Raw genomic sequence first — 22,327 nt, 5'->3', positions numbered from 1 at the left:
GGGGGCCTCCGGCACGGCAGAATCCCCCAATGGACCACCTGCACTCCTCCCCCGCGCCCGGGCGTGACGTACGGCTCCTCCCCAAGGCCCACCTCCACCTGCACTTCACCGGATCCATGCGGCCGACGACGCTGCTGGAGCTGGCCGACAAGCACGGCGTGCACCTCCCGGAGGCGCTGAGCTCGGGCGAGCCGCCGAGGCTGCGGGCCACCGACGAGCGCGGGTGGTTCCGCTTCCAGCGGCTGTACGACATGGCGCGCTCGGTGCTGCGCGACGAGGAGGACATCCGCCGGCTGGTGCGCGAGACGGCGGAGGACGAGCGGGCGGACGGCTCGGCGTGGCTGGAGATCCAGGTGGACCCCACGTCGTACGCGCCGCGGCTGGGCGGCCTGATCCCGGCGCTGGAGCTGATCCTGGACGCCGTCCGGGAGGCGTCGGACGCCACCGGCGTGCACATCCGGGTGCTGGTGGCCGCCAACCGCATGAAGAGCCCGATGGACGCCCGGACGCTCGCCCGGCTCGCGGTCCGGTACACCGACCGGGGGGTCGTCGGCTTCGGCCTCTCCAACGACGAGCGGCGCGGACTGGCCCGCGACTTCGACCGGGCCTTCGACATCGCCCGGCGCGGCGGACTGCTGGCGGCCCCGCACGGCGGCGAGCTGTCCGGCCCGGAGAGCGTCCGGGACTGCCTGGACGACCTGGGGGCGGCGCGCATCGGGCACGGCGTGCGGGCGGCCGAGGACGACCGGCTGATGCGGCGGCTGGCGGACCGGCAGGTCACCTGCGAGGTGTGCCCGGCCTCCAACGTGGCGCTGGGCGTGTACGAGAAGCCGGAGGACGTGCCGCTGCGGCGGCTCTTCGAGGCGGGCGTGCCGATGGCGCTGGGGGCGGACGACCCGCTGCTGTTCGGCTCGCGGCTGGCGGCCCAGTACGACCTCGCGCGGGAGGCGCACGGCTTCACCGACGCGGAGCTGGCCGAACTGGCCCGGCAGTCGCTGCGGGCGAGCACGGCGCCGGACGACGTGCGGGCCCGGCTGCTGGCCGGGGTGGACGCCTGGCTGACGTCCTGACCGGCCGCGGACGCGGCCGGGGCCCGGCCCCGGACCTCAGAGCTCCACGCCGACCATCACCGGCTCGTTGACCAGTTCCACGCCGAACGCGGCGCGGACGCCGTCGCGCACCTCGCGGGCGAGGGCCAGCAGGTCCTCGGTGGTGGCGTCCCCGCGGTTGGTGAGGGCGAGGGTGTGCTTGGTGGAGATGCGGGCCGGGCCGGCGCCCCAGCCCCTGGTGAAGCCGGCCCGGTCGATCAGCCAGGCGGCGGAGGTCTTCACGTGCCCGTCCCCGGCCGGGTAGGCGGGGGGCGCGGTGTCGGGGCCGAGGCGGTCGCGGACCCGGTCGAGGAAGGCGGCATGGGCGGCCGCGTCGAGGATGGGGTTGGTGAAGAAGGAGCCCGCGGACCAGGTGTCGTGGTCGTCGGGGTCGAGCACCATGCCCTTGCCGGCGCGCAGCGCCAGCACGGTGTCGCGGGCGGTGGCGAGCGGCACCCGCTCGCCCTGCTCCACGCCGAGGGCGCGGGCGACCTCGGCGTACTTCACGGGCGTGGAGAGGCCGCCGGCGTCCTCCAGCGCGAAGCGGACGCGCAGCACGACGTACCGCTCCGGGTCGGCCTTGAAGCGGCTGTGCCGGTAGGCGAAGCCGCACTCCGCGCCGGGGATCGCGACGGTCCCGCCGAGGCGCCGGTCGTAGGCGGTGACCTCGGTGACGGTGGCGGAGACCTCCTGGCCGTACGCGCCGACGTTCTGCACGGGGGTCGCGCCGGCGGAGCCGGGGATGCCGGCCAGGAACTCGATCCCGGCGAGCCCCAGCCCGACGGTGCGGGCGACGGCGTCGGTCCACACCTCGCCGGCGGCGAGCTCCAGCACGCCGTCGCGGAGCTCGATGCCGGTGGTGGCGATCCGCAGCGCGGTGCCGTCGAAGCCCTTGTCGCCGATGACGAGGTTGGAGCCGCCGCCGAGGAGCAGCAGCGGCTCGCCGGCGCGGTCGGCGGCCCGCACGGCCTCGACGACCTCGGCGTCGGTGGTGGCGGTGACCAGCCGGCGGGCCGGGCCGCCGAGGCGGAAGGTGGTCAGCGGGGCGAGCGGGGCGTCGTGGAGTACCTGCACGGGAACAGCGTACGGGCACGCCGCGCCCCCGCTCCGGGACGGAGCGGGGGCGGGTCGGGGGCGGTCGGGCGGGGGGTGCCGGGGCCCCGGCCCACCGCCCGGCGGCCCGGGGCGGCCGGGCCGTCCGGGGCCGTTCAGGCGACCGGCTGGGGCACCGCCGCGGCCTCGGCCGGGGCGGGGGCGGTGCGGCGCCGGCCGGGCACCAGCAGGGCGGCGACGGCGGCCAGGGCGATGGCGCCGGAGCCGGTCCACAGGGCGGGGACGAGGCCGTCGGTGAAGGCCTGCGGCGAGGTGTAGCCGCCGCGGGCGGAGAAGACGGCGGAGAGCACGGCCACGCCGAGGGCGCCGCCGAGTTCGCGCAGGGCGTTGTTGGCGCCGGAGGCGATGCCCTGCTCGTGGGGGCGGACGCCGGCCATCACCAGGTTGGCGGTGGGGGCGAAGAAGAGCGCCATGCCGACGCCGCAGACGACCAGCGCGGGGACCTCGGCGGCGTAGGAGACGTCCGGTGCGGCGATCAGGGCGAACATCGCCAGGCCCGCCGCCTGGAGCGCCAGGCCCGCGGCGACCACGGGGCGGCCGCCGACGCGGTCGCTGAGGACGCCGGCGACCGGCGCGACGAGCATCGGCATGCCGGTCCACGGCAGCATGCGCACGCCGGCCTCCATCGGGGAGTAGCCGCCGACGCCCTGCAGGAACTGGCTGAGCAGGAAGATGGACCCGAACATGCCGAGGAACATCAGCAGGCTCGCGGCGTTGACGGCGCTGAAGGCGCGGCTGCGGAAGAGCCGCATCGGCAGCATCGGGGCGGGGGACCGCAGCTCCCAGCCGACGAAGGCGGCGACCAGCGCGGACCCGGCGACCAGGCCGGTGAGGACCGGCCCGCTGGTCCAGCCGTCGGCGTTGCCGCGGACGAGGGCGTAGACGATGCCGAAGAGGCCCGCGCTGGCGAGGACGGTGCCGGGGATGTCGAGGCGGCCGGCGGGGCCGCGGCTCTCGGCGAGGCGGAACCGCGCGAAGGGCAGCAGGAGCAGGCCGACGGGGACGTTCAGCCAGAAGATCCACTGCCAGGAGATGTGCTCGACCACGGTCCCGCCGATGAGCGGGCCGGTGGCGACGGCGAGGCCGTTGACGGCGCCCCAGATGCCGAAGGCGAGGCCGCGGCGGCCCTCGGGGACGGCCGCGGTGAGCAGGGTGAGGGTGAGGGGCATCAGGACGGCGGCGCCGACGCCCTGGACGGCGCGGGCGGCGATGAGCTCGCCCATGCCGGGGGCGAGGGCGGCGGCCGCGGAGCCGAGGGTGAAGACGGCGGTGCCGGCGAGGAACATGCGGCGGCGGCCGAAGCGGTCGCCGAGGGCCGCGCCGGTCATCAGCAGCACGGCGAAGGTGAGGGTGTAGGCGCTGACCGTCCACTCGAGGTCCGTCAGACCGCCGCCGAGGTCCTGGCGGATGGCCGGGAGGGCGGTGGTGACGACGAGGTTGTCCAGGGCGGCCATGAAGCCGGCGACGCTGGTGATGACCAGCGCCCAGACCATGGAACGCATCGCGGTTCTCCCTTGCTTAGTTATTGATCAATAACTTTCGGGGGCGTGCGGAACGCGCCTCGCGCGGAGGCGCGCGGTCAGAGGCAGTCGGGTTCGAAGCCGGCCCACACGCGGTGGTCCGGCGGGAAGCCCATGGCGAGCAGGACGTTGATCAGCATGCCGTGGGCCATGAAGTCGGTGGCGGCGCCCGGCTCGGCGCCCAGCCGGAGGTTCACCCAGTCCCACAGCTCCGCCCAGCCGGCCCGGACGGCCTCGCCCACCTCGGGCTCCCCCGCCGCGTCGCCGGTGGCGGCCGCCACGTACATCTGCATCTGCATCAGCAGGACCTCGCGGTCGGCGATCAGCTGCGTGTACGCGGCGCCCATGGCCTCGGCGACCCGGTCGTCCGGGACGCCCTCGGCCGCCTCCTCGAAGGCGCGCCGGGTGCGCTCCATGCAGAGGCGGGAGGCGGCCAGGAAGATCGCCTGCTTGTTGGGGAAGAGGCGGAACAGGTACGGCTGGGAGACGCCGACCCGGCGGGCGATGGCCTCGGTGGAGGTGCCGAGGTAGCCGCCGCGGGCGAACTCGGTCATCGCCGCGCGGACGACGCTCTCGCGCCGCTCCTCGGCCGACATCCGGGTGGTGGTCCTCGCCATGCGCCCAAGTTATTGGCCAATCACTAACGACGTCAAGGGGAGGGGCGGAACGGACACGGGGGAGGGACCGCCGTCCGGCCCCTCCCCCGCTGCGCCCCGGCCCCCGGAGCCTGCACGCCCGGCCCTCAGGCCAGCTGCACCACGGCCCGGGACATGCCCAGCACCTTCTGGCCCGCACTGGTCGCGGTGAGGTCCACCCGCACCCGCCGGCCGTCCAGCTTGGCGGCGACCTTCCCGGACACCTCCACCACCGCGCCGGCGCCGTCGTCGGGCACCACCACGGGCCTGGTGAAGCGCACGCCGTACTCGACGACCGCACCCGGGTCGCCCGCCCAGTCGGTGACCACGCGGGCCGCCTCGGCCATGGTGAACATGCCGTGGGCGATGACGTCGGGCAGGCCCACCTCGCGGGCGAACCGCTCGTTCCAGTGGATCGGGTTGAAGTCGCCCGAGGCCCCCGCGTACCGGACCAGGTCGGCCCGGGTCACCGGGAAGGACCGCGCCGGCAGCTCGGTGCCGACCTCGACCTCGTCGTAGCTGATGCTCGTCGCCACTGCTCCGCTCACTCCCCTGCCGTACCGCGCGCCACCAGCGTCATCCACGCCGTCACCACGTGCTCGCCGGAGGCCTCGTGGACCTCGCCGCGCACCGAGAGGATGTCGTTGCCCGCCAGGGACTTGATCGAGTCGATGGAGACCGTCACCGACAGCCGGTCGCCCGCCCGCACCGGGCGGGTGTAGGCGAACCGCTGGTCGCCGTGGACCACCCGGGTGAAGTCGAGCCCCAGCTCGGGGTCCTCGACCACCTGGGCGGCGGCCCGGTAGGTGACCAGGAACGGGAAGGTGGGCGGCGCGACCACGTCCGCGTGGCCGAGGGCCTTGGCGGCCTCCGGGTCGCGGTAGGCGGGGTTGGCGTCCCCGACCGCGTCGGCGAACTCGCGGATCTTCTCGCGGCCCACCTCGTACGGCGCGGTGGGCGGGTAGGACCGCCCGATGAAGGAGGGGTCCAGCGGCATGGGCAGCTCCCTTGGCTGTGGACTGCGGTGCGACGGCCGCGGCGGCTGCGGCACGGCGCCTGCGGCGTGACGGCTGCGGCACCGCGGTCCGCGCCGCCGGGGACACGGCCCCGGCGCCCGGATCACGCGGCACCCGCGGCAGAGGCTATCGGGCCGGGGCGCACCGGTACGGACGCGGGCGCACCAAACGGCCCCAGACCGCCCCCGCACGGGGGACGGCCTGGAGCCTTGGGCCTGACGCTGGGGTCAGCGGGTCTCGCGGTGCGCGGTGTGCGCGTTGCAGCGGGGGCAGTGCTTCTTCATCTCAAGACGGTCCGGGTCGTTGCGCCGGTTCTTCTTGGTGATGTAGTTCCGCTCCTTGCACTCCACGCAGGCCAGCGTGATCTTCGGGCGGACGTCGGTGGCAGCCACAGGAGTGCCTTCCTCGGAACAGACGGATGAACGCAACAAGAGTAGCCGATCGGGAGTGCGATCCCCCCGACCGGCTACGCGGGGTAGCGGTGACCGGACTTGAACCGGTGACACAGCGATTATGAGCCGCTTGCTCTACCGACTGAGCTACACCGCTTTGATGACCAGGAAGGACCTGGTCACCAGAGCCCCAATACGGAATCGAACCGTAGACCTTCTCCTTACCATGGAGACGCTCTGCCGACTGAGCTATTGGGGCGGGCCGAGGAAGAGATTACACGGTTCCGGGCCGAAGGTGAAATCCGTATCCGGCCCGCAGGTTCCCAGGCCAGGACGGTGCCGCCGGGCCCGGGCGCCCCGTACCGGTACGACTAATGCCCGCCTCCCGCCGGTTGCGCACCCCGCGCCCTACGCTCGCCCCATCGATCTTCCGGCCGGCCCCTCCCGGGGCCCGCCGGCCGGTCACCGGTGGACGGCGGAAGGAGCCGCGCATGACGGCGGACGGCGCGCCGCACACCCTGCTGCTGAGCGGTGCCCGGCTGCTGGACGGCCGGGTGGTGGACGTCAGGATCAGCGGCGACCGGATCCAGGCGGTGGGTACGGCCGGGAGCCTCGGCCCCGCGCCCGCCGGGCCGGGCGTGCCGCGCACCCTGCGCGTCGCCCTCGACGGCTACCTGCTGCTCCCCGCCCCCGCCGAACCGCACGCCCACCTGGACGCGGCCTACTCCGCGGCCCACGCCGGCCCGCCCCCCGACGACGGCCACGACCTGCTCCGCCGGGTCACCGAGGCGGCGCTCACCGCGCTCGGGTACGGCGCCACCGCCCAGCGCACCCACGTCCGGATCGGCGACGTGCACGGCCTGGCACGGCTGGAGGCCGTCCTCCAGGCCCGCCGGGCGCTGCGCGGCCTGGTGGACCTCCAGGCGGTGGCGATGCCCCGGCTGCTGACCGGCGCGGCGGGCGCGGCGGAGCGCGAGATGCTGCGGGAGGCGCTCAAACTGGGCGCGCACGCCGTGGGCGGCTGCCCCGACCTGGACCCGGACCCCACCGGGTACGTCGAGGAGCTGGCCGGCATCGCGGCCGAGTTCGGCTGCCCGGTCGACCTGCACACCGACGGCGGCGACCCGGCGCGCCTCGCCCGGCTGGCGGGCGTCCTGGGCTCGGTGCGGCCGCGCGCCGTCATCGGGCCCTGCACCCGGCTCGGCCTGCTCCCCGACGAGGCCGCCACCCGCTGCGCCGACCGGCTGGCCGCCGCCGGGGTGGCCGTGGTCTGCCTGCCGCAGAGCGGCACCTGCACCGGGTCCGGCGGGCCGCCCGCGCCCGCCCGGCCGGCGTTCCCCTTCCCCTCCCCCACCCGGGTGCTGCGCCGCTCCGGCGTGGCGGTGGCCGCGGGCAGCGGGGCGCTGCGCGACTCCAGCAACCCGGTGGGGCGCGCCGACCCGCTGGAGGCGGCGTTCCTGCTGTCGGCCGCGGGCGGGCTGGACGCGGTGGCGGCGTACGAGACGGTGAGCACGGGGGCCCGGGCGGTCCTGGGGCTGCCGGAGGTGCGGGTGGAGGCCGGGTTCCCGGCGGAGCTGCTGGCGGTGCGCGGGGACAGCCTGCCGGGGGTGCTGGCGGGCGGCCACAGCCGCCTGGTGGTGCACGGCGGGCGGGTGGCGAGCCGGACGAGCGCGGTCCGGGAGTTCGCCGACACGACGGCCCTCGCCCTCCCGAGGCAGACCCGCGCCGTGCCGCCGGAGTGGACGCCTCCGGACCGCTGAGCCGGACTGCTGAGCCGGAGCGGCAGGTCGGAGCGGCAGGTCGGAACGGTGTGCAGGAGCGGCAGGTCGGGACGGCGGGCCCCGGCGGGCGCTCCTCCGGGCGCGGGGTGGCGCGACGGGGTGGGGAGGGGGGCGACGCGCCGGACGGACGCGGCGCACGGCGGCGCGCAGGCCCCGCGCATAGGCTCGGCCCCATGCGCATCGTCATCGCCGGCGGACACGGCCAGATCGCCCTGCGCCTGGAGCGGATCCTCTCCGGGCGCGGCGACTCGGTGGCCGGGATCGTCCGCAACCCGCGGCACGCCGACGACCTCCGCGCCGCGGGGGCCGAACCGCTCGTCCTGGACCTCGAGCAGGCCTCCGCCGACGAGGTGGCCGCCCTGCTGGAGGGGGCGGACGCGGTGGTCTTCGCCGCGGGAGCCGGCCCCGGCAGCGGGACGGCCCGCAAGGAGACGGTCGACCGGGCCGCGGCGGTGCTGCTCGCGGACGCCGCCGAACGGGCCGGGGTGCGCCGGTACCTGATGGTCTCCTCGATGGGCGCCGACGCGGCGGCCCCCGACGGCCGGGACCCGGTCTTCGGCGCCTACCTGCGCGCCAAGGGCGCCGCCGACGACGCGGTGCGGGGCCGGGCGGCGCTGGACTGGACGGTGCTGCGGCCGGGACGGCTGACGGACGGTCCGGGGACCGGGCGGGTGCGGCTGGCCGGGTCCACGGGGCGCGGCGAGGTGGACCGGGAGGACGTCGCCGCGGTGCTGGCGGCGCTCCTGGACGAGCCGGGCACGGCCGGGCTGACGCTGGAACTGGTGGGCGGGGACGTACCGGTCGCGGAGGCGGTGGCGGCGGTCGCGGAACACGGGTGCGCCGACGGGGCCCGGCCGCGCGGCCGCCCGTCCGGGCCGTCCGCTCAGCCGGGCGGGCGGGGTGCGAGGTCGCGCCGGTACTGGACCACGAGTTCGCCCCAGTCGTCGATGCGGGCGCGTCCGGTGCGGCGGAAGCCGACCGCCCGGTACAGGCGGTTGGCGCGGGTGCTGTCGGCGTGCGCCCACAGCTGGGCCTGGCGGTAGCCGCGGACCGCGGCGCGGGCGAGCATCGCCTCGACGAGCAGCCGTCCCACGTGCCGCCCCCACTGGTCGGGGTGGACGGACACCAGCGCGATGTGCAGCAGGCCGGGTACCGGCCCGCCCGCCCCGTCGTCCTCGCGGGCGGGCTCGCCGAGGATGGATCCGACGATCGGGGGCGGCCCGGCGGCCGCGGGGTCCTGCGGGGCCGGCCGGCAGGGGGCGCCGAGGTCCTCCGCGATCAGCAGGAGGCAGCCGGGGTCCGCCATCCGGCCCTGGGCCAGTTCGTGCCGCTCCTCGGGTAACGCCCGGCCACCTCGCCGCACCTGGTGGGAGGCGTACCAGAGGTCGGCGGCGGCGGCCACGTCGGCGGGCCCGGCCTGCCGCACCACGACGGTCTCCCCCATCCCGGCCTCCCCTCCGAGCATGCGCCTTCCCCGCGTGCGGTGCTTTCTACCATGCGGCACCGTCATATGCTCTGGGAACGTTTATTTCTGATGGTCAGTCAGTAAACGTGCCGCGCGGGAGGGCCACGGCCACCGTACCCGCCGGAGGCCGCGGCCGTAGGGCGGCCGGCGGATCGGCGGGGGCGGACCGGAGCAGCGGGGCGGCGCGGACCGCGGTCACCCGACGGCGGCGGCCACCCCCCGCAGCACCAGACCGCAGCCCAGCGCCAGGACCAGCCCCGCCGTGCCCACCGGGACCAGACGGGAGGCGGCCCCCAGCAGACGGGCGCGGCGGGGGGCGCGCGTCCGGACGTGCGCCCAGCGGGTGAGGCGGTGCCCCGCGCGGACGGCCAGCAGGCCGACGCCGATGAGGGTGAGCGCCAGTCCGGCGCCGTAGGCGAGGACCAGCAGTCCGCCGAACCACGCCTGCCCGAGGGCGGCCGCGCCCACCAGCACGACGACGGCGGACGGGCTGGGCACCATGCCGCCGGCCAGCCCCATCACCACGGCACCGCGCAGGGACCGGCCGCCGCCCAGGACCCGGTGGCCGTGACCGTGGCCGTGGCCGTCGTGGCCGTGGCCGTCGTGGCCGTGGCCGTGGCCGTCATGGCTGTCGTGGTGGTGGTCGTGATGCCCGTGCCCGTGGCCGCCGTCCCGCAGCGCGGTGCGGAGCAGGGTGACCCCGGCGGCGGTGACCAGGAGTCCGCTCGCCACGCCCAGCCACGACAGCACCGACGGCGCGGCGGCCGAGCCGGCGGCCACCAGCAGGCCCAGGCCGAGCACCCCCAGGGTGTGGGTGAGGGTGACCGTGAGGCCCAGGGCCGACACGTCGCGCAGGGTCCGCCGCCGCCCCCGGCCCGCGACCGCCGCCGCGGCCATGATCGTCTTGCCGTGCCCGGGGGCGAGCGCGTGGAGCGCGCCCAGGACCAGCGCGGCGCCCAGCGCGAGCAGGGCGAACCCGGGCGTGAGGCGGTGCCGGGCCACCAGCCCGGTCAGCGCCTCCGACAGCCGGTCGGCGCCGCGCGGCAGGATGCCGGCCGGTGCCGCGGCAGGGGCTCCGGGCCGTGCGAGCGCCGGTCCGCCGGGGCGGACCCGGAGCGTCGCTCCGGTGGCGTCCGCCGGCGAGGAGAGGGCGTCGCGGGGATAGGCGGTGAGCCGGGCGGTGCGGGAGGCGGAGGGGACGTCCGAGGCGGTGAGCGCGGTGCGGTCGCCGCGGGCGGTGACCTCGTGCCAGCCGGGCGCGCCGTCGCCGCGGGCGGCGGTGAACACCAGCGCACGCTCCGCGTCCGGCGCGTCCCGTGTCCCGGACGGGGCGGGCACGGCGGGCAGGGCGGCGGTGAGCAGGCACTCGACGCGCAGCGTGCGGAGTCCGGCCTGCCCGGGACGCGGCTCGGCAGCGGACCGGGCCACGGCGACCGGCACGGTCCGGCGGCCGTCGACGGCCACGGCCGAGCCGCGGGCCGCCGCGGCGCAGCGCGTCCGCGCCCAGGAGGCGAGCTCCGCCGGCGCCGCGGTGCCGTCGTGGTCGGTGTCGACGTCGGGCAGGACCTGGGCGGCGGGGATCTCGGCGAGGTCCTCGACGTGGTCGACGACCAGCTGCCGGGCCCCGACGGCCAGGCCGTCGTAGCGGTTGACGGTGAAGTTGCCCAGGGGGTGGGCGACGGCGGGCGCCGCGCCCGCGACCGTGAGCACGGCCGCCGCCGCGGCGGCACCGGCGAGCCGCAGCGCGCGTGCCGCGGCCCTCCTCACCGCGTCCTCCCCTCGGCGGGACGGCCCGGGCCGGCGCCCCTCGGCCCGGTGCCCTCCGGGCCGGCGCCGTCCAGTGCGGCGAGGGCCGCCCGGGCGCGCGGTGCGTCCAGGGGGGCGAAGCCGGGGTCGAGCGAGAGGGCGGCGCGCAGGCTGCGGCGGGCGTCGGCGTCGCGGCCGAGCGCCTTCTCGATGATCCCCCGGTGGTAGAGGAAGAGGGCGTTGCGGTACCCGGTGGCCGTGGCGCGGCGGGCCAGGTCCAGGGCGCGGCGGTCGTCGCCGGCCCGGTGGAGGGCCCAGGCGTAGGCGTCCGCCACGTGGATGCCGTGCCGCCGCCCCCACTCGGCGCGGGCGGCCCGCACGGCGTCCGCCGGGTCGCCGTGGTCGGCGGCCACCAGGGCCGTCTCCAGGTCGGTGGCGACGCCGCCGGCCCGGGCGAGCGCGGTCCAGGCGCCGGTGACGGCGTACTGGCGGCGGGCCTGCTCCCGGTCGCCGAGGGCGGTGTCCAGGTCCCCGAGGAAGGCCAGCCTGTCGGGCAGCGGGAAGCGCCGCACGACGGCGGCCATGTCGACGGCGGCCGCCCTCAGGTCCCCCTGTGCGGCGCGGGTGCGGGCCCGGCCCTCCAGGGCGGCGAGGTGGCCGGGGTCGGCGCGGAGCGCCTCGGCGTACCGGCGCAGCGCCTCCCGGTGGTCCGCCCGGCTGCGGGCGAGTTCGCCGAGGGCCGTCGCGGTGTACGCGACGTCGGACGGCGCGGTGGCCGCCGCGCGGGCCCGCAGCAGGACGCGGCGGGCTCCCGCGGTGTCGCCGCGCAGCTCCAGCACGTACGCGCAGCGGGTGAAGACGGGGATGCCGGGGCGGCGGCGGTCGGCCTCCTCGGCGGCGCGGCGGGCGTCGTCGTACCGGCCGAGCTCGACCAGGGCGTCGATGCGGACGGCGAGGGCGCGCTCCCCGTACGGGTTGAGGGCCAGCGCCCGGTCGGCCTCGGTCAGGGCGCGGGCGAAGTCGTGGCGGGCCGCGGCGAGGGAGGCGAGGCCGGCCACGGCGGCGTCGTTGCCCTGCGGGCGCAGCCGCAGGGAAGTGTGCAGGGCGCGCTCGGCCTGCGGGTAGCGGGCGGGGTCGGCGGTGGTGCGGGCCTGCTCGACGTACGCCTGGCCGAGGGCGGCCCAGGAGGCGTCGTCGCGGGGCCGGGCCCGGAGGCGGGCCTGCAGGGCGGCGATGCCCCGGGCCAGGTCACCCGTGCCGAGGCGGTCCAGGGGGGCCGCGGCGGGCGCGACACGGACGGGGACGGGCGGGCGGACGGCCTGCGGCCGCGGAGCGGGCGCGGGACCGAGGACGACGGCGGCCACGGAGGCCGCTGCGGCGATGCCCGCGGCCGCGAGGGCGGCGGCGCGGCGGACGGAGGCGCACAGGGCGGCGGCGCGGCGGACGGAGGCGGCGCGGGGCGGCATGCGGGGTCTCCTCCCGGTGCTGCTCCGCACGGGGGCGGGCAGCCGGGGCTCGGCGGGCGGACGGGGCCCGGCAGGGGACGAGGGCAGGACGAGGGCAGGGCGGGAGGCGGGCCCGGGCGGGAGGCGGGCCCGGGCGGGAGGCGGGCCCGGGCGGGAGGCGGGCCCGGGCGGGAGGCGGGCCCGGGCGGGAGGCGGGTGCGGCGGTCCGGGCAGCGCGGGTCGGCGGTCCGGCCGCACCCGCGCCGCCCGGGCCCGTCACCGGGTCGGCGGACCTCACCGCGTCGGCGGACCGTCACCGGGCGACGGGTCGCCACCGGGTCAGCGGGCGTGCGCGCCGCTGCGGCGGCGCCTGCGGCGCCCCACGAGGAGCCCGGCGAGGAGCACCGCGCCCACGGCGCCGCCCAGCCCGATGCCGACGGCCACCCCGTTGCCGCCGCTGCCTCCGGCCAGTGCGGCGAGGCCGCTCTCGGGGGCGGCCGCCTGCCCGTACGCGCCGGACCGCGGGGCCCCGCCCGCCGACGCGCCCCTGGCCCCGGGTGCGTCGGAGCCCGCGTGCGGCAGGGCGACGTACGGGAACGCCTTCTCGAAGTCGACGTCGTTGGCGTCGACCGCGTCGCCCAGGTCGCTCCTGGCGCCCCTGAGCTCGCCGGTCACCGCCTGCAGAGCGATGTCGACCACGTCGTCGGTGAGCCGCCGCCCGTTGGGGAAGCCGGCCGTGTCGCCGTCCAGCACGCCGAGCCGCCTGGGCTCGGCGGCGGGCCTGACCGCGGTGTTGAGCCGCAGCACCTCGGACGGCCTGCCGCCCACGACCTCGTTGAGCTTCGGCACGCCGGTGAGGAAGACCTGCACCAGGTCGTCGCGGGGCTCGGCGGGCGCCGGGATCCTGTGGACGGCCTCCAGCAGCTTCGGCAGCTCGGGGTTGGTGACCCGGCGCAGGAACTGCGCGTCGTCCCTCGGCTTGGAGGCGTTGAACCGGTCCTTCTCGGCCACCGGGACGACCACCTCGTTGACCAGCGGGTTCCCCAGTCGGGACACCTGCTCCCAGTCCTTGCTCAGAGCGGACTGCCGGGAGGTGGTGGACCAGATCCCGATCACGGGGTGCTGCGCGTCGGCGGTGAGCATGTGCGTGGGCACCTGCAGGGCGACCGTGTTGACGTTGTAGCCGCGCAGGGTGTCGTCCCCGACCTCGGAGAGGTCGCCGCCGTACAGCAGGTCGAAGACCCGCAGGTCGAGGAAGAACGGGTCGTCGGCCTGGCCGGCGAAGCCCGTGGAGCCGTCGTAGAGCCTGCTGACCGCGTGGTGGCGCAGCGACGCGTAGTCGGGCATGGACGCCCTGCCCACGTCGGACGGGGCGACCGGGGCGTTGGCGGCGAGCTTCTGCACGGAGGTGCGGTGGCCGTGGCTGAGGTGGACGAGCTCCAGGTCGTACGTCTGCCGGACGTTGAGGTCCGGGTCGTCCAGGCTGGTGACCGGGCCGGTGTTGTAGAGGAAGGTGTTGCCGTTGCGGGTGCTGGTCCGGAACGACCAGCGGTAGACGAGGTCGGGGAGGGCGTCCCCGTCGTTGTCGATGTTGACCTCGTAGCGGGCGTCGGTCGGGAACGGGTAGAAGTTGGGACCGCCCGTCGGGTCCTCGAACGGGGTCCAGTTCGCGATCAGCGTCGTGGTGTCCGGCTTGTCGGGGCTGACGAAGGCGTAGAGGTCGGTGTTGTCGTACTGCGGCTGACCCGAGATCAGCGGAGCCTCGCGGTGGCTGGACGCCGCCGCGGGCGTCGCCTGCAGGACGACCAGCGCGGCGGCGGCGAGCGGGCCGGAGGCCAGCAGCGACGCGGCCGCTAAGGCGGTGCGGCGGCGGCGGCGTGCGGGCGGTCCGGGATCGGCGCCTCCCGGACGTGCGCCGTCGTCGACCGGTCCGGAGGGCATGGCTGAGGACATGCGGTACTTCCTCTCCGCGCGCAGCGAAAGACTGTGCGGAGCCGGCCCTGGGGGTGCCTCCCCCCGGGGGCGTGGGCCCGGCCACCGCGCGGAAGTCGTCGTTCCGCCCCCTGCCCTCTGTACGCGCGGGGGCGCCGGTACGGCCGGGTCCCGGCGCCGGTTTCTGCGGGACGGCCCCGCTGCGCCGGGGCGCGCGGCCGTGCGGGGGCGCGCGGCGGGATGCCGGGCGCGGCCCTGCCGGGCCTACGCGGGAAGCCGCCGGGCCGGCGCCCCGGGGCCGGGCGCGGGTGCGGGACCGGCCGCGGATGCGGGCCGGGGCTGCTTCCGCGGCTGCTGCCGACCCTGCGGCTGCGGTCGGGGCTGCGGCTGCGGTCGGGGCTGCGACTCCGTCTGCGGCGTCCCGTCGAGGGAGGGCAGGACGGCCACCACCTCGGAGATACGGGTCCAGGCCAGCAGTTCCAGGAGCCGGGGGGCGGTGACCATCGCGGTCACCGTGCCGCCCCGTTCCCGCGCCCGCCGCGCCGCGCACGCCAGCGGGCCCAGTCCCGCGCAGTCGGCGAAGGTCACCTCGCGCATGTCCACCAGCAGGTCGCACCCGGGATGGCTCTCGGCGGCCTCCCGCAGCAGCCGGTCGGCGGCAGGGGCGGTCAGCAGGTCCAGTTCACCCCGCAGGACCACGACGGACCCGAAGCAGGGGGCGGACGCGGAGAGCCGGCTGCGGTGCATGGCCTGCTCCTCTCCCGGAGGCCCCGGTGGTGGTCCCCGGGATTCCGATCGTGTACTGACCAGGACCGCCCCGTCAAGGTTCCGTTGGTCCCGGATCCGCCGGCCCGTGCGACGGACCGGGCCGCACCCCGCCCCTGCGGGCGGGGCGGCTCCCCTGGCCGCCTGTCGGTGTCCTGCTGCACCCTGGTCGGTATGCGCGCACCCAGAGTCCAGTGCCCGACCTGCGGACGGCCGGTCGCCCTCGTGCCGACACGCCGGGCGGGCTACGGCGTCGTCCACGACCACAAGAAGGACCGCCGCTCGCTCCTCCTGTGCGAGGGCAGCATGCGGCAGATGGCGCTCTCCGAGGCGGCCGCCTGGCAGGACCCGCTCCCCGGCGTGGCCGAGCACCGGGGGACGGCCGCGACGCTCTTCTGAGGACGCCGCACCGACCGGTCCCGCCCGCAGCAGACAGGGACGGCCGCCCCGGACGGCGCAGGCCCGCTCCCCCGATAGGCACCGGACGCCGGACCACCCGTCGGCAGCCGTGGCACGCTCCCGCCCGCGGGGACCGGCAGCCAGGGCAGCGCGAAGGGCCCGACCGCGGAGGCCGAAGTCCTTCGCCCTGCCCGCGACGGGTACAGATCTTGAACCTGCGCAGCTGACGCGACCGATGTCCAGACCGCGCACCGGACTGCCCCTGAACTGCCCGGATGCCGTCCCGGGACGGCATCGCCCCACGCACTCCCCGCAGTCAGGAGCCGGCCGCCGCCGAGGCTGCCTGGGTGAATGCCTTACTCGGCCGGCTCCGCCGGCGGCCCCGGCGGTCAGGTGCGCTGCTGCGGCAGATAGCCCTGGGAGACGATCCGGCGGGCCGAATCACGGTAGTGCCCGGGATCGGAGGGGAGCTCCGTTCCCAGACCGTTGACATAGCGGTTGTACATGCAGAAGGCGGCGGCGATCAGCACCGTGTCGTGGAGGTCCGCGTCCCCCGCACCCGCCGCCCGGGCCGCGGCGACCGCCTCGTCGGAGACCGGCGCCACCTCCGCCCGCACCTCGTCCGCGACGCGCAGCAGGGCACGCAGGCGTGCGTCGACCGGTGCGGTCGCGGAGTCGGCGAGCACGGCCTTGACCAGCTCCATGCCCCCGTCCAGCTGCTCGGCGGCGAAGGCACCGTGCGAGTCCGCGCAGTAGCGGCAGGCGTTCCGCTCCGACACGTAGGCGGCGATGAGCTCGCGCTCGCCGCGCGACAGGGGCGACGGACCGCGCAGCAAGGTCTCCGCCAGGAGCATCAACGGCTGCGCCGTGTCCGGCCGGGTGGCCAGCAGTCCGCCGATGCCCGGTACGGGCGCTTTGATCGAGACATGCGGCACAGCGGTCTCCCTCCCGTGCGAACGACAGCGGAACCCTAGTGACCGGGGACGCCCCGGTAAACCGTCCCGTGACAGGCTGCGCTGCCGGGGACGGGCGTGTGCATGCCCATCCGTCAGCTCGCCGGAGGCGCGGACCCGGCTCCGGGGGAGGCTGTGCGCCTCATGCGGGAGACGGGGCACGAGGAGGCTGCCGAGCCGATGGAGACCGAGGCTGCGGGCCGGGCCGCCGGCGCCCTCCTGGCGAGACGTACCCGCCGCGCGCCCGTGGCCGCAGGATCCAGCAGGGAGACGCGGGAGCCCGCAGGCAGCGGGCGACGGGCATACCAAGGGCCCCTGACCGTTGGTGCCGGTCAGGGGCCCTTCGTGCTGCAAGTGGCGGGTGCAGGGTTCGAACCTGCGTAGCTTGCGCGACAGATTTACAGACCGCGCGCCAGACCCCGCCGACCAGCGGCGATTTGGCTTCGGAGACGCGGCGCCCCGTGCCTGCCCCGCGGAAGCAGTCAGTCACGGTTTTGCCCGACTGCCCAGATCGGCCCGGGCGGCAGCTCTACGCTGCGTTCTGCCCGCTGTATCAAGCCAGGCGCGTAGGGGGTCGTGATGAATACGGCGATAACCGCAGGCGGGTGTCGGCGCGGCCCTGTACGGTCGCGGCCATGAAGAAGTGGGTGGTCCCTGAGAACTCGAACAAGCGCGTCCAACGCGCGAGCCGGACGATCGGTAAGGGGACGGGCACGCCGGAGGAGATCCGGGAGGCGCGGGACGTCCTGAGCAACTACCGTCTCGCCCACGCATTTCCTCTGAACGCGGTGACCGTGACCGTGCGCCAGCGAGCGCTCGACGTGAACCCGAACGCCGTCGTGGCCGAGCGCCGGAAGCGCCTGCCCACGATCCTGGACAAGCTGAAGCGCCACCCCACGATGAGCGTGACCACCATGCAGGACTTGGGGGGCTGCCGGGTAGTCTTCGGCACCGTCGCCGAGGTGGACAAGCTGGTCAGCGTCCTGGTGGACTTGCCACGGAGCAAGAACCGCGTCAAGAAGGTCTACGACTACCTACGTGATGACCCCGGGCCGCGTGATTCTGGCTACCGAGGTGTTCACCTGGTGTACGAGTACGGAGCCTCGAAAAAGGAATACCACGGACTGCGGATCGAGTTGCAGGTGCGCACGCTGCTCCAGCACGCATGGGCGACCGCCGTCGAGACCATGGATTTGTTCTCGGGCAGTGAGCTGAAGTACGGGAAGGGCGACCCGGACGTGCTCAGATTCTTCGTCCTGGTCGGCTCGCTCATGGCGTACGAGGAAGGTACCACTCAGGTACCCGGCGCCGAGGGGACACGAGAGGAGTTGGCAGCCGAGTTGGCGCGCCTGGAGGCGAACGTCGGCGTTCTGGAGCGGCTAAGGAGCTACGCGGCGATCGTGGGCGAGCACTCCAAGACGGACCGCCGGAACACTCTGACCCTCGAGCTCTGGCGGACCGAGGGACGGCTCACAGTGACGGTACACGAGACGCTGGCCGCCGCAGAGAACCGGATCACCGAGTTGGAAGCATTGGACGACGATAACCTGGACGCGGTGCTCATCAACATCGCCCGGATCAGCCAGCTGCGCGACGCGTACCCGAACTACTTCGCAGACACCGGCCGTTTCACCGAGTTCGTCGTGGCTTGCCTAAGCGCATAACACAGCCACGCGACCTTCCGGGCACGCACTCAAGATTCGCTGTCATATAACATCTGAGCTGCCGAGATACGAGGTCAGGGGGCTAGTGGTCTTTCGGGGGCTAGCTGGCACCACAGTTCGCCCCCCACTCCCATCCCGCCTGCCGTCGACCCACACGCATGTGGAGCGGCCGCGATGCCGGGCGTCAAGGTGGAGCGCGCCACTGTACGAACGACCTTGACGCTCGGTGCCGTGGCCGCTCAGCTTGTCCTAGGTCGACGGCAGACGGGATGGAAGTTCCCCGCCCCCAGCCAGACACCGCCGGCACTCGCGCGTGGCGTCCCTCCATCCTGGAGCCTGAGCACCCCCGCCGGAAGCTCTTCGGCGAGAGAGGAACCCGGCGGCCGTCGGTCTCGACTCATGCCCTTTGGGCCTATCCCACTCGCAGGGGCGGGCGTGGGCGCAGCGGGGGGCGGAGCGGGCCGGAGGCAGGAGCGGCGCCCCAGCGGAGCCGGGAAGCCCGCCCGGCGGAGCGGAGCGCAGCCGGGTGCTTGAATCCGTAGAGAAAGTGGTTACTAGCTTGACCCCAGGCTCGACGACAGCTTTACAGATTTTCGAGCGGGCATTCCTTGACCTGCTCGAATGCTTTCGTGTAGCCGCACGGCCCTATGCATCCCCCGCGCTAGCGCGCAGCAGACTGTTACCCGCCATGCCTTCTACTTCGTGCGATCCTTGGCGGCTTCCATCCTCTAGCGTCCAGCCCGATCCGCATTGCTTCGGAGCGTGCCCCCGTTTGCGCCCCGCTGGCTGGCATTTAACATCTAGCTTCCTCGTCCTCGATCAGCAGTCGACTGGTGAACCCTTCTTCACGAAGCCGCTCATAGGCTTCCCTCACTTGATCTGGGACCGCCAGCCGGATCATGAAGCCGTGCGTCGGATAGATCAGTAGTCGTTGCAGCGCCCCCACCAGCATGTCGACGACCAGCCGGGCATCCCCAATAGACCCCACATAGCCCTCGAAGGACATGGGAGTGGACGCCATGACGAACTCCACCTCGGGCCAGAGCTTGCGCGCTGTGGCATAGGCTCGACGCTCTTCGTAGGGCTTGCTGATCAGAAGCACCGACGAAACTTCGACGCCGGCCTCTTCCAGCAAGGCTCGGGACAGAGTGATGTTCTCGCCAGTATTGCGGGCGTGGAGCTCCACAAGGATGGCTGAGTCCGGAACCCCTAGCTCTAGCGCCCTCTCCCGGTAGTGCGCGGCCTCTCCGCGAGGCATTAGTGCCTGCGTTGTTCGGCTGGTTGCGCCAGTGAAGACGATGAGCGGCATCATCCCGCGGCGGTAGAGGTCTACCGCCGCGTCGGCCACGCCGAGATCGTGACTCCCGAGGCCGATGCCGACCGAGCAGGGTCGCGGCGTGTGGCCCATCTGATGGAAGTCCCACAGAAGCCGGGCATCTGCCCACGCCTGTGTCGAGATCACTGATCATCTCCTTTACCGCGAGCCGAGTCGGGAACCTCGAAGTCGTACCGCCATGCGAAGCGGGAGGCGGCATGCACACCAATGGCGAACTCGACCACAGTGCCGTCGGCCGTGTAGGCGGTTCGGTGCAGCTCGACCACGGGCTCTCCCACCGGCAACTGGAGCAGCTTTACCTCTTCCGACGTGGGCACCCGCGCAAACAGCTCCTCTGTCATGCGGTCGATCTCGTAACCAGCGTCGTATAGCACCTTGAAGCCGCCGCCCCTACCAGCCGGGCCCGGGGTCGGGTCGACCAGTCGCGTTCCCTCGACATGCTCGGGTCGGTAGTAACTGGTCAGTGCGTGAGTCGGCTGCTCGCCTTCCTTCACGAGCCTGGCTCGCGCATACACCTCGGAACCGTCCGGCAGCCCATGAGCAGCAGCGACAGTCGGCGGAGCCAGGATGCGGCTGACCGTCTGTGTCTGCTCGCCCCTCCGGTAAGCACGCCCAGAGGCGACACGGTCAGCGATAAACGCCACCTCGTCCCCGTCACGCCACTTGGCCTTGTCGTATCGCTCGATGCCGAGCCGCTTCAGCGGCGTCTGCGGCCTCACGACGGTTCCGTGGCCGCGAGATGAGGTGACCAGCCCCTCTGCCTCCAGTGCCTTGTATGCGGCGTGGACTGTTGCCTTAGAGCCCTCACCTGCATCGACGAGCACCCGGATATGCGGAAGCTGCTGCCCCGGCCCGTACTCACCACTCTTGATCTGCTCGGCCAGCTTGTCTGCCAGTTCGCGCCACTTGGGTGCCATGACCCGCTCCTCTCACCTAGACAAAGTGAAGCACAGTCCTAGGACTGTTGACAGCACTGGGCTCATGGTGCATCGTCTTACTCAGTCGCAGCGCAGTCCTAGGACTGCGAGATAGGGCGCCTTCTTTGGGCTGCTCTGACCTGCACATAGACGCGCCCGGAGGGGTGGGGTGACAGCCCCCTGAAGGAAGCGCCGGCTCTTTGACAACTGCATGGGGATCACGCCGCCTCTCCTCGGCCAAGTAGGCGGCCACGCGGGCTCTGCCCGCGTGAGGTACAGCGCATCCCGACCTCTCCGCAGCCGCGTGGCTGCGGCCGGTTGCCTCCGCCGCTCGTCTCGTACGAGCGGCGCTGAGGGGAGCCGGATCGACCGACTTCAACGGCGCGCGGCCCCGGTGCTGCAACACCGGGGCCGCTGTATGGGCCGTTCCTGCCGAAAGGACGCACGACCCATGAAGGACATCGTCTCAGGCCAGCATGCCGCTACGGCGGCGGAGTTCGCCGAGCTGGCGCTCGGCATCGACACCGAGCTGTTCACCGGCCCGGCCGGCCCCGAGTCGCCCGAGGAGCGGGCGGCCAGGCTGGACGTGGCCGGCGCGGTGCTGGCGGACCTGCGCCGGGAGGACCCGGAGCTGGCCGCCCACGCCGCCCGCCTGCTGGCCACGGCCCCGGTGCCGCTCAAGCGCCCGGCCGTGATCGTGCGCTATCAGACCCGGACGGCGGTGGCCGCATGACCGCCGCCGCCCGCGAGGCCGCCGCCCGCGCCGCCGAGGCCGCCAGGGCCGCCGCTGCCGCCGCCCACGCCGCGGCGGAGGCCGCCCGCCGGGCCCGCGAGGCCGCCACCGGGGGTGCCCGGTGAAGCGCGGCCCGAAGATCCTGCTGGTGCTCGGACTGCTGGCCGTGGTCGGCATGGCGTTCCGGGTCTCCTGGAACGCGCTGCGCGACATCGCGCACGCGATCGGCGCGGACCCGGTCGCCGCCACCGTCTACCCCCTGGTGGTCGACGGCCTGATGGCCCTCGCCCTGGTCGCCGCCCTGGTGCTGCCGGAGGGCGACCGCCGGTTCGCGCTGCGGATCCTGGCCGGGTACACCGCGGCGTCGCTGGTGCTGAACTACGTGCACGGTCTGGTGCCCGGCCTGCACGGCCCGGGTCGGGTGCGGCTGGCCGACTGGTCGCCCGCCAACTGGGCCCTGGTGCTGCTGGCCACCTCGCTGCCGGTCGGCTCCATCTTCTACGGCTCCGACCTGGTCGCCAAGGTCCTCCACCACCGCCCCGCGACCGGCGAAGCACCGCAAACCGGCACGGATCGGTCTGCCGCTGACCTGCGGCAGCCCGCCGGAGCGCCCGCCGAGCGGTCGGCCGACCCGGCGCCCGCACCGGACCCGACCGAGGCGGCACCGGTGGGGCCGGCGGCGGAGCCCGAGGCCGGCGTTCCGGCGGCGGCGGCCGATCGGCCGACCGGTGCGCCGCGCACGCGACGGCCGCGCAAACCAACCGGCAGGGTCCCGGCCGCGGCCCGCAGCACCCGACCGCGCCGCACGCCGGAGGAGCTGCTGACCGAGGCCCGGACCGCCACCGCCGCGTGGCCGGTCGAGCGACTGACGGCCGACCGCATCCGGGAGGCCGTCCACACCTCGCCCGCCAAGGCGCGGGTGCTGCGGGAGACGCTGAAGGCCGAGCGCGCCGCCGCCCCCGCCGGACTGCACCTGGTCACCGACCCGCACACCACCGCCCCCGACACGGCCCCGAACGCGGAGCCGGCGGCGGTCGCCGCGGCCGGTGAGTGATGGGCCGCCCCCGCTTCTGGGACCCCGACGGGGAACGGTTCGGCCTGCCCACCTACCCGTGGCGGATGGCCCCGGCAGGGCTGGCCACCCGCCGCCAGCTCCGCGCCGCCGGGCTGCGGCCCGCCGGCCAGGACGTGGCCGCACAGATCCTCTGGCAGAACCGCCGCCGCGGCGTGCGCGCCGCCTACCTCTACCGCGTCGACCGGGCCCGCCCGGTCCGGCCGATGACCCCCGCCCGCGCCACCGCCCTCGCGGCGGCGCTGCGGGCCCGCCGCACCTGCCCGCAGTGCGGGCAGGACGCGGGCTACGTGCTCCCCACCCGCTACGGCACCTGCCTGCCCTGCGCGGACTCCGCCGCAGCAGCGGCCTGATG

22 protein-coding genes, 2 tRNA genes and 1 pseudogene are annotated in these 22,327 nt (G+C 75.1%); 9 read left to right on the top strand and 16 right to left on the bottom strand.

Annotated features, from left to right (window positions below; all coding sequences use genetic code 11):
- Positions 1-29 precede the first annotated feature (29 nt).
- Positions 30-1,070, top strand: a complete 1,041-nt coding sequence (locus ACFY07_RS05225; protein ID WP_230648834.1) for an adenosine deaminase — start codon at positions 30-32, stop codon at positions 1,068-1,070.
- 36 nt (positions 1,071-1,106) lie between these two features.
- Here ACFY07_RS05225 and ACFY07_RS05220 read toward each other — a convergent pair whose 3' ends face one another.
- From ACFY07_RS05220 to ACFY07_RS05185, 8 genes are all read right to left on the bottom strand, one after another.
- Entirely contained in the window at positions 1,107-2,162 is a 1,056-nt protein-coding gene (locus tag ACFY07_RS05220; protein WP_390867482.1) for a UDP-N-acetylmuramate dehydrogenase, read from the bottom strand.
- A 134-nt stretch (positions 2,163-2,296) separates the two neighbouring features.
- On the bottom strand, positions 2,297-3,703 hold the full coding sequence (locus ACFY07_RS05215) for a DHA2 family efflux MFS transporter permease subunit (protein WP_390867481.1): 1,407 nt from the start codon (positions 3,701-3,703) through the stop codon (positions 2,297-2,299).
- A 77-nt stretch (positions 3,704-3,780) separates the two neighbouring features.
- Positions 3,781-4,338: a TetR/AcrR family transcriptional regulator gene (locus ACFY07_RS05210; RefSeq protein WP_390867480.1), complete on the bottom strand. Its 558-nt coding sequence runs from the start codon at positions 4,336-4,338 to the stop codon at positions 3,781-3,783.
- A gap of 125 nt (positions 4,339-4,463) precedes the next feature.
- Positions 4,464-4,892, bottom strand: a complete 429-nt coding sequence (locus tag ACFY07_RS05205; RefSeq protein ID WP_390867666.1) for a MaoC family dehydratase — start codon at positions 4,890-4,892, stop codon at positions 4,464-4,466.
- A gap of 8 nt (positions 4,893-4,900) precedes the next feature.
- The gene (locus tag ACFY07_RS05200; protein ID WP_230648841.1) at positions 4,901-5,353 is read right to left on the bottom strand and encodes a MaoC family dehydratase N-terminal domain-containing protein; all 453 of its coding nucleotides are present in this window, start codon (positions 5,351-5,353) and stop codon (positions 4,901-4,903) included.
- 246 nt (positions 5,354-5,599) lie between these two features.
- On the bottom strand, positions 5,600-5,764 hold the full coding sequence (gene rpmG, locus ACFY07_RS05195) for a 50S ribosomal protein L33 (RefSeq protein ID WP_004571794.1): 165 nt from the start codon (positions 5,762-5,764) through the stop codon (positions 5,600-5,602).
- An 84-nt stretch (positions 5,765-5,848) separates the two neighbouring features.
- A tRNA-Met gene (locus ACFY07_RS05190) sits at positions 5,849-5,921 on the bottom strand.
- A 29-nt stretch (positions 5,922-5,950) separates the two neighbouring features.
- A tRNA-Thr gene (locus ACFY07_RS05185) sits at positions 5,951-6,023 on the bottom strand.
- Positions 6,024-6,255: 232 nt separating this feature from the next.
- Here ACFY07_RS05185 and ACFY07_RS05180 point away from each other — a divergent pair.
- Both ACFY07_RS05180 and ACFY07_RS05175 read left to right on the top strand, forming a co-directional pair.
- Complete coding sequence (locus ACFY07_RS05180; RefSeq protein ID WP_390867479.1) at positions 6,256-7,524, top strand: amidohydrolase family protein; 1,269 nt, start codon at positions 6,256-6,258, stop codon at positions 7,522-7,524.
- Between the two features lie 194 nt (positions 7,525-7,718).
- Positions 7,719-8,372: pseudogene (locus ACFY07_RS05175) on the top strand (SDR family oxidoreductase); the annotation flags it as partial.
- 56 nt (positions 8,373-8,428) lie between these two features.
- Here the strand turns inward: ACFY07_RS05175 and ACFY07_RS05170 are convergent.
- The 5 genes from ACFY07_RS05170 to ACFY07_RS05150 all read right to left on the bottom strand — a co-directional run bounded on the left by ACFY07_RS05170 (position 8,429) and on the right by ACFY07_RS05150 (position 14,880).
- A complete protein-coding gene (locus ACFY07_RS05170) occupies positions 8,429-8,989 on the bottom strand; it encodes a GNAT family N-acetyltransferase (protein WP_390867478.1) in 561 nt (186 codons plus the stop codon).
- A 216-nt stretch (positions 8,990-9,205) separates the two neighbouring features.
- On the bottom strand, positions 9,206-10,777 hold the full coding sequence (locus ACFY07_RS05165) for a nickel transporter (RefSeq protein ID WP_390867477.1): 1,572 nt from the start codon (positions 10,775-10,777) through the stop codon (positions 9,206-9,208).
- A complete protein-coding gene (locus ACFY07_RS05160; RefSeq protein WP_390867476.1) occupies positions 10,774-12,222 on the bottom strand; it encodes a hypothetical protein in 1,449 nt (482 codons plus the stop codon). The genes ACFY07_RS05165 and ACFY07_RS05160 overlap by 4 nt, the downstream gene beginning before the upstream one ends.
- A gap of 318 nt (positions 12,223-12,540) precedes the next feature.
- A complete protein-coding gene (locus tag ACFY07_RS05155) occupies positions 12,541-14,154 on the bottom strand; it encodes a DUF4331 domain-containing protein (RefSeq protein ID WP_390867475.1) in 1,614 nt (537 codons plus the stop codon).
- Positions 14,155-14,397: 243 nt separating this feature from the next.
- Positions 14,398-14,880 (bottom strand): STAS domain-containing protein, encoded by a 483-nt coding sequence (locus ACFY07_RS05150; protein WP_390867474.1) that lies wholly within the window; start codon positions 14,878-14,880, stop codon positions 14,398-14,400.
- 192 nt (positions 14,881-15,072) lie between these two features.
- Here ACFY07_RS05150 and ACFY07_RS05145 point away from each other — a divergent pair, with 192 nt between their 5' ends.
- A complete protein-coding gene (locus tag ACFY07_RS05145) occupies positions 15,073-15,297 on the top strand; it encodes a hypothetical protein (protein ID WP_390867473.1) in 225 nt (74 codons plus the stop codon).
- 389 nt (positions 15,298-15,686) lie between these two features.
- Here ACFY07_RS05145 and ACFY07_RS05140 read toward each other — a convergent pair whose 3' ends face one another.
- Positions 15,687-16,232 (bottom strand): carboxymuconolactone decarboxylase family protein, encoded by a 546-nt coding sequence (locus tag ACFY07_RS05140; protein WP_390867471.1) that lies wholly within the window; start codon positions 16,230-16,232, stop codon positions 15,687-15,689.
- 653 nt (positions 16,233-16,885) lie between these two features.
- On the opposite strand from ACFY07_RS05140, the gene ACFY07_RS05135 reads away from it, so the two are divergent.
- Positions 16,886-17,914, top strand: a complete 1,029-nt coding sequence (locus ACFY07_RS05135) for a RelA/SpoT domain-containing protein (protein ID WP_390867470.1) — start codon at positions 16,886-16,888, stop codon at positions 17,912-17,914.
- Positions 17,915-18,707: 793 nt separating this feature from the next.
- Here the strand turns inward: ACFY07_RS05135 and ACFY07_RS05130 are convergent.
- Both ACFY07_RS05130 and ACFY07_RS05125 read right to left on the bottom strand, forming a co-directional pair.
- Positions 18,708-19,376 (bottom strand): YdcF family protein, encoded by a 669-nt coding sequence (locus tag ACFY07_RS05130; RefSeq protein ID WP_390867468.1) that lies wholly within the window; start codon positions 19,374-19,376, stop codon positions 18,708-18,710.
- A complete protein-coding gene (locus ACFY07_RS05125; protein WP_390867467.1) occupies positions 19,373-20,167 on the bottom strand; it encodes a GntR family transcriptional regulator in 795 nt (264 codons plus the stop codon). Before ACFY07_RS05125 ends, ACFY07_RS05130 begins: the two co-directional genes overlap by 4 nt.
- A gap of 451 nt (positions 20,168-20,618) precedes the next feature.
- On the opposite strand from ACFY07_RS05125, the gene ACFY07_RS05120 reads away from it, so the two are divergent.
- Genes ACFY07_RS05120 through ACFY07_RS05105 form a run of 4 tightly spaced genes read left to right on the top strand, consistent with a single transcriptional unit; the run spans position 20,619 to position 22,325 of the window.
- Positions 20,619-20,900 (top strand): hypothetical protein, encoded by a 282-nt coding sequence (locus tag ACFY07_RS05120; RefSeq protein WP_390867466.1) that lies wholly within the window; start codon positions 20,619-20,621, stop codon positions 20,898-20,900.
- On the top strand, positions 20,897-21,025 hold the full coding sequence (locus ACFY07_RS05115) for a hypothetical protein (protein ID WP_255744274.1): 129 nt from the start codon (positions 20,897-20,899) through the stop codon (positions 21,023-21,025). The genes ACFY07_RS05120 and ACFY07_RS05115 overlap by 4 nt, the downstream gene beginning before the upstream one ends.
- Entirely contained in the window at positions 21,022-21,954 is a 933-nt protein-coding gene (locus tag ACFY07_RS05110; protein WP_390867465.1) for a DUF2637 domain-containing protein, read from the top strand. Before ACFY07_RS05115 ends, ACFY07_RS05110 begins: the two co-directional genes overlap by 4 nt.
- The gene (locus tag ACFY07_RS05105; protein WP_390867464.1) at positions 21,954-22,325 is read left to right on the top strand and encodes an RRQRL motif-containing zinc-binding protein; all 372 of its coding nucleotides are present in this window, start codon (positions 21,954-21,956) and stop codon (positions 22,323-22,325) included. The genes ACFY07_RS05110 and ACFY07_RS05105 overlap by 1 nt, the downstream gene beginning before the upstream one ends.
- Positions 22,326-22,327 lie beyond the last annotated feature (2 nt).

The sequence above is a fragment of the Streptomyces sp. NPDC001380 genome (assembly GCF_042895785.1).
Classification (GTDB): Bacteria; Actinomycetota; Actinomycetes; order Streptomycetales; family Streptomycetaceae; genus Peterkaempfera.
Note: the sequence above shows the minus strand (reverse complement) of the source record. Positions and strands in the feature narration are given on the sequence as shown.